We start from the raw sequence: 18,781 nt of genomic DNA on the forward strand, positions 1-18,781 counted from the left end.
TCCCGTCAGTAGAGGAAATCGGCCAGCAGGCTGACCACGTTCACATGGCCGCCGCGCGGCGTGCCGGCCACCACGCTCTGCAAGGTGCCGTAGGAATTGGCGCCCAGGTGCAGCTGGTCCCATTGCACTTTGAGATCGAGGTTGCGCGCCACATCCCAGCGCAGGCCGGCCGCATAGGTGTGCTGGGCAATCGGGAGGTTGCCGGTGTCGGTCAGCGGCCGCAGTTCGGACACGGTGACATAGGGTGTCAGCGTGCCGAAGCGCATGCCGCCGTTCACATACCAGGCTTCGCGGATGGCCTTGACGCGCTTGCCGTCATAATTGGTGGCCCGCACCCATTCGCCGGAGACGAACCACTCGCCCGGATCCCACGATGCGCCCAGCGACGTAAAGCGCCCGCGCGGCGGGTTCTGGTTGTCGACGTCGCGTTCCTGGTAGGCGGCGTGCAGCGTCAACGGACCGCGTTCCAGTGTGTCGAAGATGCCCATCACGGCGGTGGAGTGAACGTCGACGCCGCGCGTGTTGGTGACGGTGCGCTTGCCGTACAGGATGCTGGTGGTGTTGCTGATGCCGCCGGCGTGGATGCGATACGAGGCGTCCACGCCGTCGCTTTCCTTCAGCGCCAGCAGGCGGTAGACCTCGATCGGCGGACGCGCCGTGATATTGCTGTAGCCGACCCGGCGCGAATCCGACGCCAGGAAACTGGCCAGTCCGATCCGCCCCACGCGCACGCTGAGGTCCGGTGAAAACGCGTACTTCAGATTGGCCCAGGTCAGCAGGGGCCGATAGGTATCGTTCCAGCGGTACTCGGACACCACCTGCACCACGCCGGACAGCTGCGGCGTGAAGTTGGCCGTCAGTTGCAGGCCCAGCCGGCTGTCGATGTCGCCGGTCCACTGGCGGTTGCGGCCGGTGCCGGAGGGTTGCAGGTTGTCGAACACATAGTCGGCGCCATGCTCGTCCGAGTGCGCCAGGCCGACCGTGCCAAAGCCGTTGACCGACAGCCAGGGCCGCACCGGATCGGCCGCGAACTCTCCCGCGCGCGCGGGCAAGGCCAAGGTCAAGCTCAGCAGCACCGCAGTCGTGGCCGAAATCAGATGGGAGATGGCAAGCATCCAGGCTCCAGGCAGGTTGGTTATTGTTCCATGTAGTGCGCCAGCAGCTTGTCGAGCTCCCTGGTCTTGGCCAGCCGCGCCAGGCCTTCGTTCAGGGAACTCAACAGCTTGGCCGCGTCGGCGCCGCTGGCCGCCACGCCGAAGTACAGCGGCCGCAGCGGCGAATCCGGCAGCGGCTGGCTCACCAGCGTGCCGTCCACCAGCAGGCTGCGCAGCTTGGGGTTGATCAGGTACTGGCCGGCCATGGTCTCGCGGCTGTCGATGAACAGGTCGCAGCGGCCCAGGTGCAGCTTGCCGATCAGTTGTTCGTAGCCGATGGTGGCGCCGCGGTCGACCGTGTTGGTGGGAATGCCGTAGACCTCGAAGCGGTAGCCGCCCAGGCCGCACAGATGGTAGTGGCGCACATCGCCCAGCTGTTGCAGGTTGAGCCCTTGCGGCCGCGCCCGGCGCGAGTAGAAGTACACATTGTGCATGGTGAAGTAGGCGTCGCTCAGCACCAGGTTGCCGGCGGCATCGGCCTGGCCGACGTTGAGCGCGATATCGACGCGATGGTCCGCCACCAGCGCCAGGCAGCGCGCCCAGGGCAGCAGTTGCACGCTGACGGTCCAGCCGTAGCGCGCGCCGACCAGGTTGAGCAGGTCGACGCTGGCCCCCACCACGTGTCCGCCGCGCTGGCCATTGGCGCGCTCGGCGAACACGAACGGCGGCATTTCCGCCTGGTCGGCACAGACTTGCACCGTGCCGGCGCAGGCAGAGCCTGCAGCAAGGCACAGCAGTAGCAAGAATGCGTAGAAACGATTCATAACATAGGGGCCGACCGCAACAATCCGAGACCCATTCTAGCAAATGCCGTCTCGGCCGCCGTAATAAGTGTTGCGCCGATGAAAACTTTTTTTACGCTGAGCGGCGCGAGGACTACTTGCGGCGGCGCGCTACCACGCCGGCAAAAGCCAGTCCCGCCAGCAGCATCGCCCAGGCCTCCGGCTCGGGTACCGGGGCCAGGGCGGTGTAGATCGTCAGCTTGGGATCGTTAAGGTGGATCTCAGCGTAAGACGGCAGCTTGTAGTCCCCATCGGGGGTGGACCAATACCCGGCTTGCGTGTAGGCGACCAGCTCGGTATCAAAGACAAATTTCTGCGTTTTGTCGATCGAGAGGTCGTTGCGAGCAAACGAATACTGCACCGGATCGGTCACATCCTTGGCGAGCTTGGTGACCGCTCCCCCCTTGCCATCCGGCAGGGAGATTCCGGCGGTATTCGCCGCCATGCCCGGGTTCAGCCATCCCGGTAGCTGCGGCGGGCTGGTCGTCTCCAGTACGCCGGAAACCGTCGCGGAGAATGAAAAGCCGGTAATGACGTAACCGGCTTTCGGCGCCAGGTTCATCGACAGCACATAGTCCGAGCCTATGCTCCAGGTGCCGCCATTGACCTGATTCAATACCTTGCCCCAGGACGCCGTGGTGATGGTCGTGGCCCCGCCGACGTCGCTGAGGATGGTCAGTCCCGCATCCGCTGGCAAGGGGTTCCAGTACGACTCGTGCCGCACATCGCTAAAGGTGAGCGTGCTGGTTTGTATGGGTTGCGCAGCGTACGAGGCCAGTGGCAGGGCCAGCGCCAATACCGTAAAAATCGCTTTCATGAGCTTTCTCCAGATAGGTCTACATTAAAATTTCGATGCATCGGAAAATTATTATATAGACAATCTTTCGAAATAGCTGCAATAAAAACAACTTTCGGACAGCAAGTCGCGCGCCGGCGGCCGCCCTATTCGTCCCACACCGCGGCCGCCGCGCGCTCGATCACGGGGCGCCAGTCCGGCGTCACCGGCAGCAGGAACACCTCGGCCAGCGCCTGCTCAAGCTGGTCGGCGCTCAGGAAACGGCGTTCGCTGGCGCCGTCGGCGCGGCGTATCGTCAGGCGGTTGCGCAGCAGCGCGTGGCGCGCCTCGGGCGTGCTGCGTGCCACGATCAGGTCGTGGCGGAAGTGCGATTGCGGGTAGGTCGACGAGTAATAGTTCGCCATCACATAATCGCCGTCGCGGCATGGCGCCGGCGAGATCAGGTAGACCGGCATCCAGTCGTCGCCCAGCAGCGCTTCCAGCAGATGCTCGTTGCCTTGCGGCGTGAGGCGGAAGCGCTCGTGCTGGGTGGACTGCGGCGTGGTCAGGTCGAAGCGGATCGGCGCCGTCAACACGCAGCTGCCGAAGCCGACGTCGCACAGCCAGGGCCGGCCGTCCACCGTCACCCGCAACACCATGTGGGTGCGCGGCCGCTGCCGCGCCTCGGGGCCGGCCATCCATTGCACCTGGGCGATCAGGGGCTCGACCTGGAAGCCCAGCGCGCACAGCACGCGCTGGAACAGGCTGTTCTGCTCGAAGCAATAGCCGCCGCGCCCGGCCTGCAGCAGCTTGGCATCCACCGCTTCCGGCGCCAGCAGCACCGGCCGGTCCAGCAGCACATCGATGGCCTCGAAAGGAATGACGGCCGGGTGCAGCTGCTGCAAGGCGCGCAGCGTGTCCAGCGTGGGAGTGCGCGGCCCCGTGTAGCCGATGCGCGCGCAGTATGCGTCCAGTAATTCCATGGTCCCGCCTGTTTGAAATGTTAGCGAAAGAGCCATCATCATAGCAGTCCTGTCGCGTTTCACAATTCCCACAGATCCACCTGACGCTATATCAAATGCAAGTCGAACGGGAGTAGTATCAACCTTGCACTTATTGGCGTAACGCAAATACCCAGGAGGCGTAAATGTTTTCCAATTTAAAGGTTGGCACGCGTTTAGGACTGGCATTTTTCCTGCTCACTTTGCTGTCGGTGGCGCTGGGCTGGATCGCCATCCACGAGACTTCCGCCATGAACGAACAGTGGAAGACCATCAAGGAGGATGCGCTGGCCAAGCGCAGCGCGATCAACCGCGGCTCCAACGCCCTGGGCGCCGGCATCCACCATTTCAAGAACTACATCCTGCGCGGCGGCGACTACGACAAGAAGTTCGAAGCCGACATGGTCGATATCGACCGCACCATGGACGACTACAAGGCCACCGGCTTCGTGACGGCCGACGAAGACAAGCTGCTGAGCCAATTGCGCGACGGCGCCACCGCCTACCGCAAGGACATGGCGGTGCTGGTCTCCATGCGCGCCAAGACCGACAATCCGAACGAACTCGACAAGGCAGTGGCCGGCGCCGACAAGCCGATCAACGCCGCCCTCAACAGCCTGCGCGAGAAGACCGAGGCCACCCTCAAGCACTCCGACCAGGTCATGAGCGAGGTCAGCGCCGCCGCCCAGACCAAGGTGATGCAGACGCTGGCGCTGATCGTGGTGCTGACCATCGCCGCCGGCATCTACATCACGCTCAGCATCACTCGCCCGATCAGCCAGGCGGTGGCGGCCGCCGAGACGCTGGCGCGCGGCGACCTGAACCTGGACATCCAGGTCAAGTCGAACGACGAGACCGGCCAGTTGCTGGCGGCGATGAAGCACATGATCGTGAAGTTGCGCGAGATGATAGAAAGCCAGCGCAGCATGGTGGACGCGGCCAATCGCGGCAACTTCGCCATGCGCATCAGCGCCACGGATCTGCAGGGCTTCCAGAAGGACATGGCCGACGGCCTGAACGCGCTGATGCAAACCACCGGCGCCAGCATCGACGACGTGGTGCGGGTGATGGGCGCGCTGTCCGCCGGCGACCTGTCGAAGAGCATCGAGAAACCCTATGAAGGCGCGTTCGGCGAGCTGAAGGATTACGCCAACCAGATGATCGCCAAGCTCAAGCAGGTGATCGAAGGCCAGCGCCGCGTGGTCGAGGCGGCCAACCACGGCAACTTCAACGACCGCATCGACCTGGCCGGCCTGCAGGGCTTCCAGAAAGAGATGGGCGAAGGCTTGAACAACCTGGTCACCACCACCGGCGCCAGCATCGACGACGTGGTGCGGGTGATGGGCGCCATGTCCGAGGGCGACCTGAGCGCCAGCATCGACAAGGATTACGAGGGCTCCTTCGGCGAGCTCAAGGAATACTGCAACAACACCGTCTACAAGCTGGGCCAGGTGGTCACCGAGGTCAATGGCAGCGCCGAGGCCCTGGCCAGCGCCTCCGAGGAAATCAGCGCCACCGCGCAGACGCTGTCGCAGGCGGCCAGCGAGCAAGCCGCCGGCGCCGAGGAAACCAGCGCCGCCATCGAGCAGATGACGGCGTCAATCTCGGCCAACACCGAGAACGCCCGGGTCACCGACGGCATGGCCAGCCAGGCCGCCAAGGAAGCGGTCGAAGGCGGCGACGCGGTGCGCTCGACGGTGGCGGCGATGCAGCAGATCGCCAAGAAGATCCACATCATCGACGACATCGCCTACCAGACCAACCTGCTGGCGCTGAACGCGGCCATCGAGGCGGCGCGCGCCGGCGATCACGGCAAGGGTTTCGCCGTGGTGGCCGCCGAGGTGCGCAAGCTGGCCGAACGCAGCCAGCTGGCGGCGCAGGAGATCGAACAGGTCGCCACCAGCAGCGTCGACCTGGCCGAGAAGGCCGGCCGCCTGCTCGACCAGATGGTGCCGAACATCCGCAAGACGTCGGACCTGGTGCAGGAAATCACCGCCGCGTCGGAGGAGCAATCGGCCGGCGTGGGCCAGATCAACAGCGCGGTGGGCCAGCTGAGCCAGACCACCCAGCAGAACGCCTCCAGCTCGGAACAACTGGCGGCCACGGCCGAGGAAATGAGCGGCCAGGCCGAGCAGCTGCAAACGGCGATGGCCTTCTTCAAGCTCGAAGGCAGCGGCCGCGCCAGCGCGCCCGCCAAGGGCGGCCGGGCGCCGGTGCGCGGCGGCAGGCGGCCGGGCCCGTCGCAGAACATCCACACCATGTCCGGCAGCGTCCAGGAGGTCGACGAGAGCAAGTTCGCCAAGTTCTAGCAGCGCTGCGGGAGCGCCGTCACTTGGCCTGTATGACTCCCCACATGAAGTCGAACTTGAGCGAGTCCTTCAGCACGGCCGGTATCGGCGCGCCGGTCGGATTGAAGGGCAGCATGGCCTGCGCCGCCAGGGACGGCGTGCCCGACGCATTGAACGACGCATACACATGACAGGCGATGCAGGACGACGCCACCACCGTGCCATTGCCGACGATGCGCTCAGTGACCGAATTACCCAGCGCATACGGTGTGCCGTCAGCCGCCGTGTAGTCGACCTGGGTGGACTTCAGGCAGTAGTTCTGCCAGACCGGCGACAACTTGGCTTCGCGCATCAAGGCCAGCAGTTTGGGCGACTTGGTGCAGGCCCCGTACTGGGTGTTGATCGCGCGCCGGTTGGGCGTCACCACCGGCTTCGTGGCGCCAAAGCTGTCGTAGCAGCCCAGGTCGTCGCAACGGCCGGGATTTTTCTGGTGTTCAAAGGAACCCCAGACCCAGTTCGGATTCTGGCGGCTGCTCACATGCAGGGCCACCACCGCATATTCCACCTGCTCCGACACGCTGGTGTAGTACAGCGTGCGGATGCGTTCCACGCTGCCCAGTTCAGGTATCCACTTCAACAAGGTCTGGACGGGCACCCAGTCACTCTTGACGGAAAGGGCATCGAGCGGCATCTGCACGTTGAGCGAGACCTTGTAGGCCGCCGCCAGGCCCGCCTGGGTGTTGAGGCCGTTCGACTTGATGTACTCGAACTGCGGGCGATTGCGCCGGACCTCTTCGGCGATGCAGGGCGTCGGCGTGCCATCGGTGGGAAAGCCACCCGCAGCGGCGCCGGCCGGCGCCAGGCAGGCCAGGTCTATCGGACCGCTGCCATGCAGCTTTGCGGTCATCAGCGCGCTCGCCTGGAATTTCCTGGGCCGGTCCGGGCTCGGCCACACAGGGTGGGCTGCGAAGGTGTCGGCGTCCGACGCCCAGGTGTCGAAGATCACCGACGGCGGCTGCGCGCCCGGCGTGGGCGCCGTGAACTGCGTGAACAGGCGCCAGACAAATTCGTCGGAATTCTGGCGCGTGCCTTGCACCGCGCCGGCGCGCGCGGTTTCAACGATCCGGAATGCGCCGGGCGCCTTGGCGGCAGGCCCGGCCAGGACTGCCGGACACACGCCAACCAGCAGCGAGACCAACAAAGTCATACGTATCTGTTTGATGAACATGGATTCCTCCGTAAGTCTCGTCGATGGGGTCACAAGGCCGAAGCGATGGTCTGCCGAACCTGAACAATATTGCTGACCTTGCCGCCTGCCGGGCTCGCGCCGCCATCCGACAAGTTCGCGTTGTCGGTGATGTAAAGCTGCGAGATCTTGGCCTTTTCGAACAGCATGCAGCAGGTCGATCCGCCGAACGCAAAATGCCCGATCTCGTCGCCCAGCTTGACGGTGTCGCCTTTCTTGACCGTGGCCTGGCAGGAGGACACTTCGGTCAAGCCGACGAAGATCAGGGCGATATCGCCGACGCGCTCATCCTGCGGCTCGATGAACACGATGGTGCGGGTGTTCACATGGCTGAGGAACGGGAAGGACGCGGCGTAATCCTGGTCCGGCGTGGGCGCGGCGAAGAACAGCCCCGGCACGGTCTTGACATCCTTGATCCGCCCCGCCACCGGCGCATGCCAGCGGTGATAGTTGAACGGCATCAGCACGACCTGCACCGCGAGGCCGTCGATGAACGGCGTCAGCAAGTCACTGTCCTTGGCTTCATCGAGCAAATCGGTCAGGTAATATTGTTCGCCTTTGATCGCGAAGGCGGCCTTCTGCTGGACCTGCTTCGAGATCTTCCATACCTGGCCGTCCACCGGACTGATGATGTCCTTGCCGGTGTGGTTGGCAGCGATGGGGCGGCTCTTGTTGATGTCCTTGAAGGGACGGGTGAAGAAATCGTTCCATGAACTGAAGCCGCCATGCGGCAGCTTCGGATCGTAGACGGACTCGTCAAGACTCAGGTATTGCCGCGCCTCGGCGCTGAGCCAGTTGCCATACGAGTCGTTCAAATAGGCGAGCGACTCCGTCCCCGCCAGCTTCTGGTGATAGACGCTGAGTATCCTGGAAAAATAAGGCCGGACCTGCTCGTTGGTGAACAAGAAATAGCCGTACTTGTTCGCCATGAACGGTTGCAGGACCGCGTAGAACGGCAACGCCGCGATGAACTGCGCATCGTACTTCGGATAGCTGTGCAGGGCGTTATCGAGCTGCTGGAAAAAGTCCGCCGGCGTTTTGATGTTGATGGGACTTTTCTGGTTTGCTTCATCCAGCATATTGCTGATGTAGATGCGGAGGAATTCATTTTGCGGCTGTTCCACATACTTCTGCAATTCCACTATCGACGGATCCAGTTCCAGCGCGTGCTTGCGGGCATGCGTGGCAAAAATGCGATTGGACTCTTCCACAACGTCTGGAGCATGGGTGCTGGATGCGCTGGAAAACAATTGAAAGTACGAGAGCTTGTTCATGGGTCGCCTCATCAAGGTTAACGTGTTGAACAGTCTACCCACTCCATTTTTCTCCAGGTACGCACAATGTAACAATGGAAAAATTAATTTCCTAACATCATTCTTGATAGTGAGACGTCCCCCCGCTACGCGCCAAACAGGTTCGCCAGCAGCCAGCCGGGCAGGCCCACATACAGCGCCGCGCGGCCGGCGCGCTCCAGCCAGCGGCGGACTTCGATCGCCCGCCCTGGATGCAGCAAGGCCGCCAGCAGCGTGCCGGCTTCGATCGCCGCGCGCAGCAAGGCCGCGCTCAGCACCACGCCGATGGACCAGGCCGCCCACCACAAGGCAAACGCCAGCAGGTAAGCCTTCAAGCCGAAGGTGTAGTACTCGCCGAAGGCGCTGCCGTAGGCGATATGCTGGTGTAGGTGGAAGGCGGGGATGGCCAGCGCCAGCGGCAGCAAACCGAACTTGACCAATGGACGGTCGAGCTTGCGGCTGCGCAGCGCCAGGCGGGCGCGCGCATACACGCCCATCGTCGCGCCGGGCTGCTCGAAACCCTGTGGACCACCGGCGCCGGCCAGCGCGGCGGCGAAGGCCAGCGGGTTGGCCAGCGCCAGCCCGTAGCGCCAGCGCTGGCCCGACGCCAGGCGCAACGCCAGGCCGGCGGCCGGAACCGGCAAGCGCCACAAGCGGACCGCGGCAATCTCGCCGAGCGCCAGTTCGATGCGCTGGGCGCCGCGCGTCAACACCAGCACGCCATCGCTGATTGACGCTTGCGCAGCAAACGCCAGCAGCACGCACCACGAGGCGGCTTCCGGGGCAAGGAACAGTCCGCTGAACAGGCGGATTTGCGCCAGCGTGTTGGTCCGCAATGCTTCGTTGAGCAGCAAGGCCACGCAGATGCCGAGCAGGCCGGCGCGCGCCATGACGCGCAGCAACGCTGCGGCAAGGCGGGCCGCCGGCGGCAACACCGCGACCCGGACCGGAAACGTCATCGCCAGCCGAGCCGGCGATACGCCGTCCGCCGCTGGCGAACGCCAGGAAGGGATGGCCGCCCTGGCCGCCAGCAACAGCAGCAAGGCGCAGGCGGCGCGTCCCACCCAGTCGCCCCAGCGGACCATCAAGGTCGGCGCCGGCTTGCGCACCGCGACGTCCGCGACCACCAGCGCCGGTTCGCCCATGCGCGTGCCCGCCAGCAGCGCGCCGCTGGCGTCGAACGCCGCGCTGTAGCCGTTGCTGGTGACGCGGAATTGCGGCAAGCCGGTTTCGATGCTGCGGAACGCGGCCACCGTCTGGTGCAGGCGCGCGCCTTCGGGAGCGTCGCTGAACCAGGAGTCGTTCGACATGGTCAGGATGGCCTGCGCGCCCAGCTTGGCGCCGGCGATCGCCAGCCCGGCATCGACATCGTCGAGGCAGATCAGCGGCAGCACCGGGATCTCGCGGCCGTCGGCCAGGCGCAGCGGGAACACCCGCGCGCCATTGCCCGCCTTCCAGTTGCCGGTCCACGGCAGCAGGCTCCGCAAGCGCGGCCCGTCCAGCCAGGCCGGCACGTATTCGGTGAACGGGAACAGATGCGTCTTGCGATAGAAACCCACCGGGCCGCCGGGCTGCACGAAGGCGGCCGCGTTGTATTCGCCGCCGCTGTCGATGTCGTAGGTGCCGAACACGAAGGGCACGCCGGCGGCATGAACGGTGGCGAGGATCTCGCGGTCGAAGCCCGCGCCGGCTTCGCTCTTGGGATGGCCGAAGGTGGTGGGATAGGCGGTCTCCGACCACAGCACCGCGTCCGCATGGCGCCGCACCACCGCGTCATAGCTCATGGCGAAATGGGTATCGAGCACGTCGCGCACCACCGCGCCCGCGCCCTTTTGCCGGCGCAGGCCTTCGTAGTCGACGATGTTCGATTGGACCAGGCCCATGCGCAATGGCTTGTCGGCGGCGGTGCCGCTATCCGGCAGCGCCACCAGTCCGTAGCCCGCCAGCAGCAGCGGTCCCAGCGCGGCCAGCGCCAGCGGTTGGGCGGCCGCGCGCCAGCCAGCGCGAGCGTTTGAGCGATCGCGCGCCAGCGCCGCCACCACGCCCTCGTTGGCCAGCAACAGCAGCACGGTCAGGCCGGCGGCGCCACCCACGGCGGCGCCCTGGCGCATCAGCGCCGACGGATACAGGCCGTGGCCCAGCGTGTCGCCGAGCAGCTTGGGCAGCAGCCATTCTGCCGCCACCCAAGCTGCGGCCGCAGCCAGCGCGCGCAACAGCGGACCATGCCCGCGTCCGCTCACATGGCGCACCAGCGCGAACACCAGGAACTGCGGTTGGAACAAGGGCGCGGCCAGCAGCAGCACGGCCAGGCCGGTGCTGGCGCCAACGTGCGTGTAGCGTCCGAGCGCGATGCCGAACCAGGGGAAGACGGCCGCCGTGAAAGCCAGCGACATCAGGTAAGCCGAACCCAGCGTCGCGGCCAGCGAGCGGCTGGCGTTCAGCGTGCCCAGCCACGGGACCAGCATCACGAAGCCCAGCAGCCAGCCGGGGCCGCCGCGCGCATACAGGGCCGACAGGACGGCGCTCGTCAAAATGCCGGCAGCCATGCGCGCCGGGGAAGAGTTCAGGAATTGTCGCATGCGGATCAGCGGCCGGGAGCGGCCGGTTCAATTGGAGGTGGAATGACGATGCGCCGGATCGGCAGGCCGGGCGGCGCCAGCTCCGGCGGCACGACGCGGTTCTTGGGCATGGGAATCGGATTGTGGGCGGCGTCGTACAGTTTGAAATCCGGCGCGAACATCAGAATCGCTTCGATGCGCTGGCCATCGTCGGTGGCCTGGTGGTGGCGGACATAACCCTCCGGCAGCACGAAGTCCTCGGGCACCGCAAGGCCAACCATGGGCGGCCGGGTGCCCGGCGGCGAAAACGCGCCGAGGCCGGAGTAGATGCCGCGCTCATGCAGGCGTTCGATCACTTCGGGCATGGTCGGCTTCTCGCCGCGCGACACATAGCTTTTCAGGTCGCGCGTCGGGTCGGCGTCGCCTTCCGGCGCGCGCTGCGGTTCTGCTGCTGCGGGCTGCGGCGCGCCAGGCGACGATGCAAGCGGCGACCCGGAAGCCGCCGCCGCGCTGGCCGTAGGCGGCTGCGGCGACGCCCCGGCGGCGACGCCGGGATCAGGCGTCGTGACCAGGTAGATCAGCACGCCGAAGCCGATCACGGCAAGCACCAGCGCAACGGCCAGCAGGCCGGTGCGCGGACGCCAGGCGCCGTGCATCAGGGCGTGGCGACGTTGTAGGTCGACACCGCCCAGCCCATCCGCTCATGGCCATATTGATTCCAGATCGGATTTTTCCCGCCGGCGATGGAGCTGTAACGCGGCGCGCCCGAACCGGTGGTGCCGCCAAACAGGCCGGCCGTGACGGTGCTGCCGTTGTAGGTCGGGTGGGTGTCGTCCGACTGGATGTAGTCGTAGCTGCTGCCGGCCGACACGAAGTGCGTGTTGGCGTCGCGCAGCGTCGAGCGCAAGGTGGTGGTGATCCGGGTCAGGTAGCTGGCCTGGCTCTCGCCGGCGACATAGCGCAGCGCTTCGGAGTCGATCTTGCCGTCGCCGTTGCTGTCATAGTCGGCGCCCATGTACTGGGCGAAGTTGTCCGCGCAGGCGAAGCCCTTCTGGCGCGCCAGGTCGCACATCGCGAAGTTGATGCGCACCAGCGAAGGCAGGAACTTGTCCTGCATGTTGACGGTCTTGCCGGTCGATGCGTCCTTGCAGGAGCTCTGGACGTTGTCGGCGTCGTAGCCTGGGTAATGCAGGTTGGACACCAGCTTGAGCTTGACGCCGGAATAGGCGTTGGCGTTGATGTAGTCCATCGCCGCTCCGACATAGGTCTTGCAGCTGCTTTCCGCCGCCGTCAGCACGCTGTCGTCGCAGGTGCCGGTCTGGCTCTTGAAGGCGGTACGGGCTTGCAAGCCATCATTGCCGCACATCTCGAAAGCCACCACGCGGGTGTTACTGGCTTGCATATACGAACGCTCGGCCACGATCTTGTTGTTGTACACGTCCGAGGCCACCGCGCCGGACTTGGTGCGGCGCACGCTCTCGATGTCGGCGTTCCACAGCGCGGACAGGTATTCGGCGTCCACGGTCGGCGCCGAGTACTTGGCGGCGCTGGTGACCGAGCCGTTGTAGCCGGCAAAGATCGAATCGCCGTAGGCCACCACGCGATAGACGGTGGAGGTGCCGGGACGGTCGATGGTCCAGGATACGTTTTGGTTCAGGGTGCTGGCCGCCGCGTGGTTTCCAACGGCGAGCAAGACGAGTGAGGACAACAGCGTAGGCAACGACTTCTTGTGAAAGCGGGTGTACGACATGGGGTGTCTCCGGTTAGGGGATCTGCAAGATGGCTGTTTTTATGAGGTCTCTCGCGCTACGGCGTACAGCTACCTCGGCAGTGCGAGCCATCACATCCTACCCCGGGCGCGGGTGCGGTTCTGCACCGCCCGTCGCCTGTCTCGAAGGGACAAGAGAATGTCTCGACAGGACCGGAGTCCTGTCGCGTTGCGATCACAGCGTGCCGGAGCTTAGCGCCGCAGCTTGAATACGCTGACGGCGCCGGCCAGCTCGGCGGCCTGCTGCTGCATCGATTGCGCCGCCGCCGTGGCCTGCTCGACCAGCGCCGCATTCTGCTGCGTCACCTGGTCCATCTGGACGATGGCGTTGTTGACGTGCTCGATGCCGGAGGTTTGTTCTTCGCTGGCGTCGGCGATCTCGCCCATGATGGCGCTGACGCGATTGACGCTGGCCACGATCTCGTCCATCGTGGTGCCGGCCTGCTCGACCAGGCGCGCGCCTTGTTCCACGCTTTGCACGGAGACGCCGATCAGTTCCTTGATTTCCTTGGCGGCGGAGGCCGAACGCTGGGCCAGGTTGCGCACCTCGGACGCCACCACGGCAAAGCCGCGCCCCTGCTCGCCGGCCCGCGCCGCTTCAACCGCCGCATTCAACGCCAGGATATTGGTCTGGAAAGCGATGCCATCGATGACGCCGATGATGTCGACAATGCGGCGCGACGATTGGTTGATCTCGCCCATCGTCGTCACCACCTCGGCCACCACCGTGCCGCCCTTGACCGCGACGGCGGCGGTCGCCGCCACCAGGCCGCTGGCTTGGCGCGCGCTGCCGGCGTTCTGCTTGACCGTGCCGGTCAGCTGGTCCATGGCGCTGGCGGTCTGGCCCAGCGAGGTGGCTTGCTGTTCCGTGCGGTTGGACAGGTCGAGGTTGCCGTCGGCGATTTCGCTCGACGCGGTCGAAATGGTCTCGGCGCCGCTGCGGATCTGCGCCACGATGCCGGCCAGGCTTTGCTGCATCGACTTCATCGCCGACAGCAGGCTGTCGCGATCGCCGCCGCTCGTTTGTATCTCTTCGGTGAAATCGCCGGCGGCGATGCGGCGCGCGATGTCGGCGGCATAGTCCGGTTCGCCGCCCAGCTGGCGCATCACATTGGCCGACAACAAATAGGTGACCACGCCGGCCGCCACCAGGGTGGCCAGCGCCAGGCCCAGGCTGACCCACATGGTGCGCTGGGTGGAGGCGATCACGCTGGCTTCGGCCAGCTTGACGTCGTCCTTCTTGGCCTTGAGGAAGTCCAGCAGATGGCCACGCATGACGCGCCAGACCGGCGTTTCATCCTTGTTCAGCACCTGGATCGCGGCGGGCTGGTCGTCCTTGGCCAGCGACATGATCTTCGCTTGCAGCCCGGCCTGTTTTTCACGCAATTGCGCCATGTCCGCGAACATCTTGCCGGCCTCGCTTTGCGGTGCGACCAGGCCTTGCGCCACCTGCAGGTATTCCGCGAAGGACTTGCTGGCGTCGTCGATATTCTTGAGGCCGGCCTTGTTGCTGGGATCGAGCACCACGTTGCGCAGCGCCTGTCCCATTTGCAGGCCTTGCGCGTACAGGTTGGTGGTAGTCTGCAGCAAGGCTTGGTCCACTTCCAGGAATTGCTGGAACTGGTTGCGTGCGCTTTGCATGCCCATCAGCGCCACCCCCAGCGCGACCAGGAAAGCACAACATACAACCGCCATGCACAGCACCATCTTGTCGCGTAACTTCATCGGTGTTCTCCCCTTGTTGGATATTCTAGGTTTTTTTCACTACATTAACGGCAACGATATGGAACAGGAAATGTCTTGCATAGAGGAACTTGTACAGGCTAAGCTTATCCCCACAAAAACACAAGGAGACCGGCCGTGACGGATGTGCTACGCACTATCGGCAGGCTGTTGCAAGCCCCCGAGCATCATCTCGGTGAGGCCCAGCATGCACAGGCGCGTACCGCGCGCCGCAGCTTCATGGGCAAGGCCCTGGCCATGGGCGCCGGCGTCGCTGCGGGCGGTGTGGCCGCCGCACAGAACGCGGCCGGCGACGACGCCATCCTGACCCTGCCGGCGCACAGCAAAACGCTGGGCCAGCCGGTCGCCGCCCTGCCCTATGGCCAGCCGTCCAAGTGGGAAGGCAATCTGCAGCGCCGCGAAAGCCCGGGCCTGACCCGCGTGCGCCAGGCGTCCGTCAGTTTCACGCCACTGCAAGGGCTGTTCGGCATCATCACGCCCAGCGGCTTGCACTTTGAACGTCACCACCAGGGCTGGCACGACATCGACTCCAGCCAGCATCGTTTGATGATCAACGGCCTGGTGCGCGAGCCGCGCGTGTTCACCATGGACGACCTGATGCGCCTGCCGTCCGTGTCGCGCATCCACTTCATCGAATGCGGCGCCAATACCGGCGCCGAGTGGGGCAACGTCGCGCTGCCGACGGTGCAATATACGCATGGCATGCTGGCCTGCTCGGAGTACACGGGGGTGCTGCTGTCGACCCTGCTCGACATGTGCGGCATCGACCGCAAGCGCGCCCGTTTTGTGCTGGCCGAAGGCGCCGACGGTTCCAGCATGACGCGCACCATCGCCATCGAACGGGCGCTGGACGATGTCATCGTGGCCTGGGGCCAGAACGGCGAAATGCTGCGGCCGGAAAACGGCTATCCGCTGCGCCTGGTGGTGCCGGGCGTGCAGGGCGTCAGCTGGGTCAAGTATCTGCGCCGCATCGAAGTGGGCGACCAGCCGTGGGACACCAAGGACGAAACCATCCACTACGTCGACCTGATGCCGGACGGGCAGCATCGCCAGTACACTTCCATCCAGGAATGCAAGAGCGTGATCACCACGCCGTCCGGCGGCCAGACCTTACTCGATCGCGGCTACTACAACATCAGCGGGCTGGCCTGGTCGGGACGCGGGCGCATCAAGCGCGTCGACGTCAGCACGGACGGCGGCCGAAACTGGCGTACCGCCCGCATCGAAGGACCGGTGCAGAACAAGGCGCTAACGCGCTTTAATATCGACTGGGTGTGGGATGGCGGCAACGCCGTGCTGCAAAGCCGCGCCATCGACGACAGCGGTTATGTGCAACCCAAGATCAACCAGCTGCGCGCCGTGCGCGGCACGCGCTCCATTTATCACAACAACGCCATCCAGTCCTGGCAGGTGTCGCCGAACGGCGAAGTCTCCAACGTGCAGGTGAGCTGATGAAAAAAACGATCCTCGCCGCCGCCGCGCTATTGGGCGCTTGCCTGCTGGTGCAAGCGGCCGACGCGCCGTGGCAAGCCATCGGCCGCGCCGCCACGCCAGCTGAAATCAAGGCCTGGGATATTGACGTGCGCGCCGATTTCCAGGGACTGCCGAAAGGCCGCGGTTCCGTCGCCCAGGGCGAGCAGATCTGGGAAAACCGCTGCGCCGGCTGCCACGGCAGCTTTGGCGAATCGAACGAGGTGTTCACGCCCATCGTCGGCGGCACCACCGATGCCGATATCAAGAGCGGCCACGTGGCGGCCTTGTCCAACGGCAGCGTGCCGCAACGCACGACGCTGATGAAGGTGGCCCATCTGTCCACGCTGTGGGACTACATCAACCGCGCCATGCCATGGGACGCGCCCAAGTCGCTGACCACGGATGAGGTGTATGCAGTCACCGCACACATCCTGAACCTGGGCGGCATCGTGCCGGCCGATTTCGTGCTGAGCAACGACAACATCGCCGACGTGCAGCAGCGACTGCCCAACCGCAATGGCCTGGTGCGCCAGCCCGGCCTGTGGGACATCAAGGGCAAACCCGATGTGCTCAATACCGCCTGCATGACGAATTGCCCGACCGAGGCCAAGCAGACTTCCAGCCTGCCCGACTTCGCCCGCAACGCGCATGGCAATCTGGCCGAGCAAAACCGTCTGCTGGGCGGCGTGCGCGGCACCGATACCACGCGTCCCCCGCGCGCCGCACTGGCGCCGGCCGCAGCAGCCGCAGTTGCGCCGACCGCGGCCCCAGCCAAGGCTGCCGCCGGCGGAGACGTGCAGCAGCTGCTGAACAAGAACGGATGCCTCGGCTGTCACGGCGTGACCAACAAAATTATCGGTCCCGCCTTGCGCGACGTCGCCACCAAATACCAGGGCCGCGCCGACCGCACAGCCTATTTGCAGGCCAAGATACGCAGCGGCGGCGCGGGCGCCTGGGGCGCCATGCCCATGCCGCCGCAAAGCCAATTGAAAGAAGCCGACATGCAAGCCATCATTCAATGGCTGGCCAGCGGTGCACAATGAGCGGGCCACCCCGCAACCACCAGGAGACTGCATGAACCCGACCCGTCGTACCGTATTGAAAACCAGCTCGGCCCTTGGCCTGCTGGTCGCCTGTGGCCTGGTGACCAGCCAGCAAGCGCTGGCCGCCACCGGCCGCGAAGGCTTCAGCGCCAAGAGCCTGGCCGATGCGCTGGCCGCCGTCGGCGGCACGCCGGCCGACAGCAAGGACATCGTCATCACCTCGCCCGACATCGCTGAAAACGGCGCCGTGGTGCCGGTGGGCGTGGTGTCCAATATTCCCGGCACCAGCGAAATCTACTTCTTTGTCGAAAAGAACCCGAACCCGCTGGCCGCCATGTTCCGCATTCCGGACGACACCAACGCCGCCGTGCAGAGCCGCCTGAAGATGGGCCAGAGCACCAACGTGGTGGCGGTGGTGAAGACCGCCGACGGCAAGCTGTACTCGGCGACCAAGGAAACCAAGGTCACGCTGGGCGGCTGCGGCGGCTAACCACAATCAGAATCAGGACAGGAGCAAACATGGCAGATCCAATGAAAATCCGTGCCAACGCCGCCAATGGCGTCACGGAAGTAAAAGTACTGATGGCCCATCCGATGGAGGCCGGCATCCGCAAGGACGCGGCCGGCAACGTGGTGCCGGCGCACTACATCACCGACGTCACCGTCAAGCACGGCGAGCGCGTGGTGCTGCAATGCATGTGGGGCCAGTCGGTCTCGCAAAACCCTTACCTCGCCTTCAAGTTCAAGGGCGGCGCCAAGGGTGATACGGTCAGCGTCAGCTGGCAGGACAATCGGGGCGAGAGCCGCACCGACCAAGCCACCGTAGCCTGAGGCCGCCACCATGCCACTATCCCGTGTCACCTGGGCCAGCCTGTTGGGGCTGGTCATTGCAGGCAGCGCCGCAGCGCAAAGCGTCAGCGATGAAATCGCCAAGTACCGCGCCATGCTGGCCGACGGCAACCCCGCCGAGCTGGTCGAAGGCCAGGGCGAAGTGCTGTGGACCACCAAGCGCGGCCCCAAGCAGGCCACGCTGGAAGGCTGCGACCTGGGCAAAGGGCCGGGCGTCATTGCCGGCGCCTATGCCGAGCTGCCGCGCTATTTCAAGGACACGGGCAAGGTGATGGATGCCGAAGCGCGCCTGGTGCATTGCATGGTGACGCTACAGGGCATCGAGCGTGCCGACATTGTGCGCAAACCGTATTCCGAACAGGGCGAACGCGCCACCGACATGGAGGCGCTGGCAGCCTACGTCTCGGCCGCCTCGCGCGACATGAAAATCAATCTGCCGCAGCAGCATGCCGAAGAAAAGGCCGCGTATGCGCGCGGCAAGCAAGCGTTCTTCTACCGCGCCGGCCCGCATGATTTTTCCTGCGCCTCCTGCCACAGCAAGAACGACCAGCGCATCCGTCTGCAAGACCTGCCGAACCTGCAACAGGCGGCTGCGGCGCGCGGTGCCTTCGCCAGCTGGCCGGCTTACCGCGTCAGCCAAGGCGCGGTGCGCACCATGCAGTGGCGCATGGCCGACTGCTTCCGCCAGCAGCGCTTCCCGCAACTGGAATACAACTCCCAGGCAGCCATCGACCTGATCACCTACCTCGGCGTCAACGCCAAGGGCGGCGTGATGGCGGCGCCGGGCTTGAAACGCTGATACCGGAGTG

The 18,781-nt window shown here is 65.1% G+C and carries 16 protein-coding genes; 6 read left to right on the forward strand and 10 right to left on the reverse strand.

The window, feature by feature from the left end:
• Window positions 1-5: 5 nt before the first annotated feature.
• The 4 genes from D0T21_RS20130 to D0T21_RS20145 all read right to left on the reverse strand — a co-directional run bounded on the left by D0T21_RS20130 (window position 6) and on the right by D0T21_RS20145 (window position 3,694).
• The gene (locus D0T21_RS20130) at window positions 6-1,115 is read right to left on the reverse strand and encodes a porin (RefSeq protein WP_116991135.1); all 1,110 of its coding nucleotides are present in this window, start codon (window positions 1,113-1,115) and stop codon (window positions 6-8) included.
• Window positions 1,116-1,135: 20 nt separating this feature from the next.
• Complete coding sequence (locus D0T21_RS20135; protein WP_116991136.1) at window positions 1,136-1,918, reverse strand: ABC transporter substrate-binding protein; 783 nt, start codon at window positions 1,916-1,918, stop codon at window positions 1,136-1,138.
• Between the two features lie 112 nt (window positions 1,919-2,030).
• Window positions 2,031-2,753: a PEP-CTERM sorting domain-containing protein gene (locus tag D0T21_RS20140; RefSeq protein ID WP_116991137.1), complete on the reverse strand. Its 723-nt coding sequence runs from the start codon at window positions 2,751-2,753 to the stop codon at window positions 2,031-2,033.
• Window positions 2,754-2,878: 125 nt separating this feature from the next.
• Window positions 2,879-3,694: an arylamine N-acetyltransferase gene (locus D0T21_RS20145; RefSeq protein ID WP_116991138.1), complete on the reverse strand. Its 816-nt coding sequence runs from the start codon at window positions 3,692-3,694 to the stop codon at window positions 2,879-2,881.
• 164 nt (window positions 3,695-3,858) lie between these two features.
• Between D0T21_RS20145 and D0T21_RS20150 the strand changes: the two genes are divergently transcribed.
• Window positions 3,859-6,021, forward strand: coding sequence for a methyl-accepting chemotaxis protein (locus D0T21_RS20150; RefSeq protein ID WP_116991139.1), 2,163 nt, complete (start codon window positions 3,859-3,861; stop codon window positions 6,019-6,021).
• A 19-nt stretch (window positions 6,022-6,040) separates the two neighbouring features.
• Here the strand turns inward: D0T21_RS20150 and D0T21_RS20155 are convergent, their stop codons facing one another.
• From D0T21_RS20155 to D0T21_RS32760, 6 genes are all read right to left on the reverse strand, one after another.
• Window positions 6,041-7,207 carry a hypothetical protein gene (locus D0T21_RS20155; RefSeq protein WP_147328139.1) on the reverse strand — a complete coding sequence of 389 codons (1,167 nt, stop codon included), beginning with the start codon at window positions 7,205-7,207 and terminating at the stop codon, window positions 6,041-6,043.
• 50 nt (window positions 7,208-7,257) lie between these two features.
• The gene (locus tag D0T21_RS20160) at window positions 7,258-8,520 is read right to left on the reverse strand and encodes a phosphatidylserine decarboxylase family protein (RefSeq protein ID WP_158568028.1); all 1,263 of its coding nucleotides are present in this window, start codon (window positions 8,518-8,520) and stop codon (window positions 7,258-7,260) included.
• Between the two features lie 125 nt (window positions 8,521-8,645).
• Window positions 8,646-11,117, reverse strand: a complete 2,472-nt coding sequence (gene lnt / locus D0T21_RS20165; protein WP_229211571.1) for an apolipoprotein N-acyltransferase — start codon at window positions 11,115-11,117, stop codon at window positions 8,646-8,648.
• Window positions 11,118-11,122: 5 nt separating this feature from the next.
• On the reverse strand, window positions 11,123-11,752 hold the full coding sequence (locus D0T21_RS20170; RefSeq protein ID WP_116991143.1) for a hypothetical protein: 630 nt from the start codon (window positions 11,750-11,752) through the stop codon (window positions 11,123-11,125).
• On the reverse strand, window positions 11,752-12,846 hold the full coding sequence (locus tag D0T21_RS20175; protein WP_116991144.1) for an SGNH/GDSL hydrolase family protein: 1,095 nt from the start codon (window positions 12,844-12,846) through the stop codon (window positions 11,752-11,754). The genes D0T21_RS20170 and D0T21_RS20175 overlap by 1 nt, the downstream gene beginning before the upstream one ends.
• Window positions 12,847-13,056: 210 nt before the next feature.
• The gene (locus tag D0T21_RS32760; RefSeq protein ID WP_116991145.1) at window positions 13,057-14,589 is read right to left on the reverse strand and encodes a methyl-accepting chemotaxis protein; all 1,533 of its coding nucleotides are present in this window, start codon (window positions 14,587-14,589) and stop codon (window positions 13,057-13,059) included.
• A 135-nt stretch (window positions 14,590-14,724) separates the two neighbouring features.
• On the opposite strand from D0T21_RS32760, the gene soxC reads away from it, so the two are divergent.
• Genes soxC through soxA form a run of 5 tightly spaced genes read left to right on the forward strand, consistent with a single transcriptional unit; the run spans window position 14,725 to window position 18,771 of the window.
• Complete coding sequence (gene soxC, locus D0T21_RS20185; RefSeq protein ID WP_116991146.1) at window positions 14,725-16,059, forward strand: sulfite dehydrogenase; 1,335 nt, start codon at window positions 14,725-14,727, stop codon at window positions 16,057-16,059.
• On the forward strand, window positions 16,059-17,123 hold the full coding sequence (locus D0T21_RS20190) for a c-type cytochrome (protein ID WP_116991147.1): 1,065 nt from the start codon (window positions 16,059-16,061) through the stop codon (window positions 17,121-17,123). Before soxC ends, D0T21_RS20190 begins: the two co-directional genes overlap by 1 nt.
• A gap of 31 nt (window positions 17,124-17,154) precedes the next feature.
• The gene (soxY, locus tag D0T21_RS20195) at window positions 17,155-17,613 is read left to right on the forward strand and encodes a thiosulfate oxidation carrier protein SoxY (protein ID WP_116991148.1); all 459 of its coding nucleotides are present in this window, start codon (window positions 17,155-17,157) and stop codon (window positions 17,611-17,613) included.
• Between the two features lie 29 nt (window positions 17,614-17,642).
• On the forward strand, window positions 17,643-17,954 hold the full coding sequence (soxZ, locus tag D0T21_RS20200; protein ID WP_116991149.1) for a thiosulfate oxidation carrier complex protein SoxZ: 312 nt from the start codon (window positions 17,643-17,645) through the stop codon (window positions 17,952-17,954).
• Between the two features lie 10 nt (window positions 17,955-17,964).
• Entirely contained in the window at window positions 17,965-18,771 is an 807-nt protein-coding gene (gene soxA / locus D0T21_RS20205) for a sulfur oxidation c-type cytochrome SoxA (protein WP_116991150.1), read from the forward strand.
• Window positions 18,772-18,781: the final 10 nt, after the last annotated feature.

Source organism: Duganella sp. BJB476, from assembly GCF_003416895.1.
GTDB lineage: Bacteria > Pseudomonadota > Gammaproteobacteria > Burkholderiales > Burkholderiaceae_D > Rugamonas.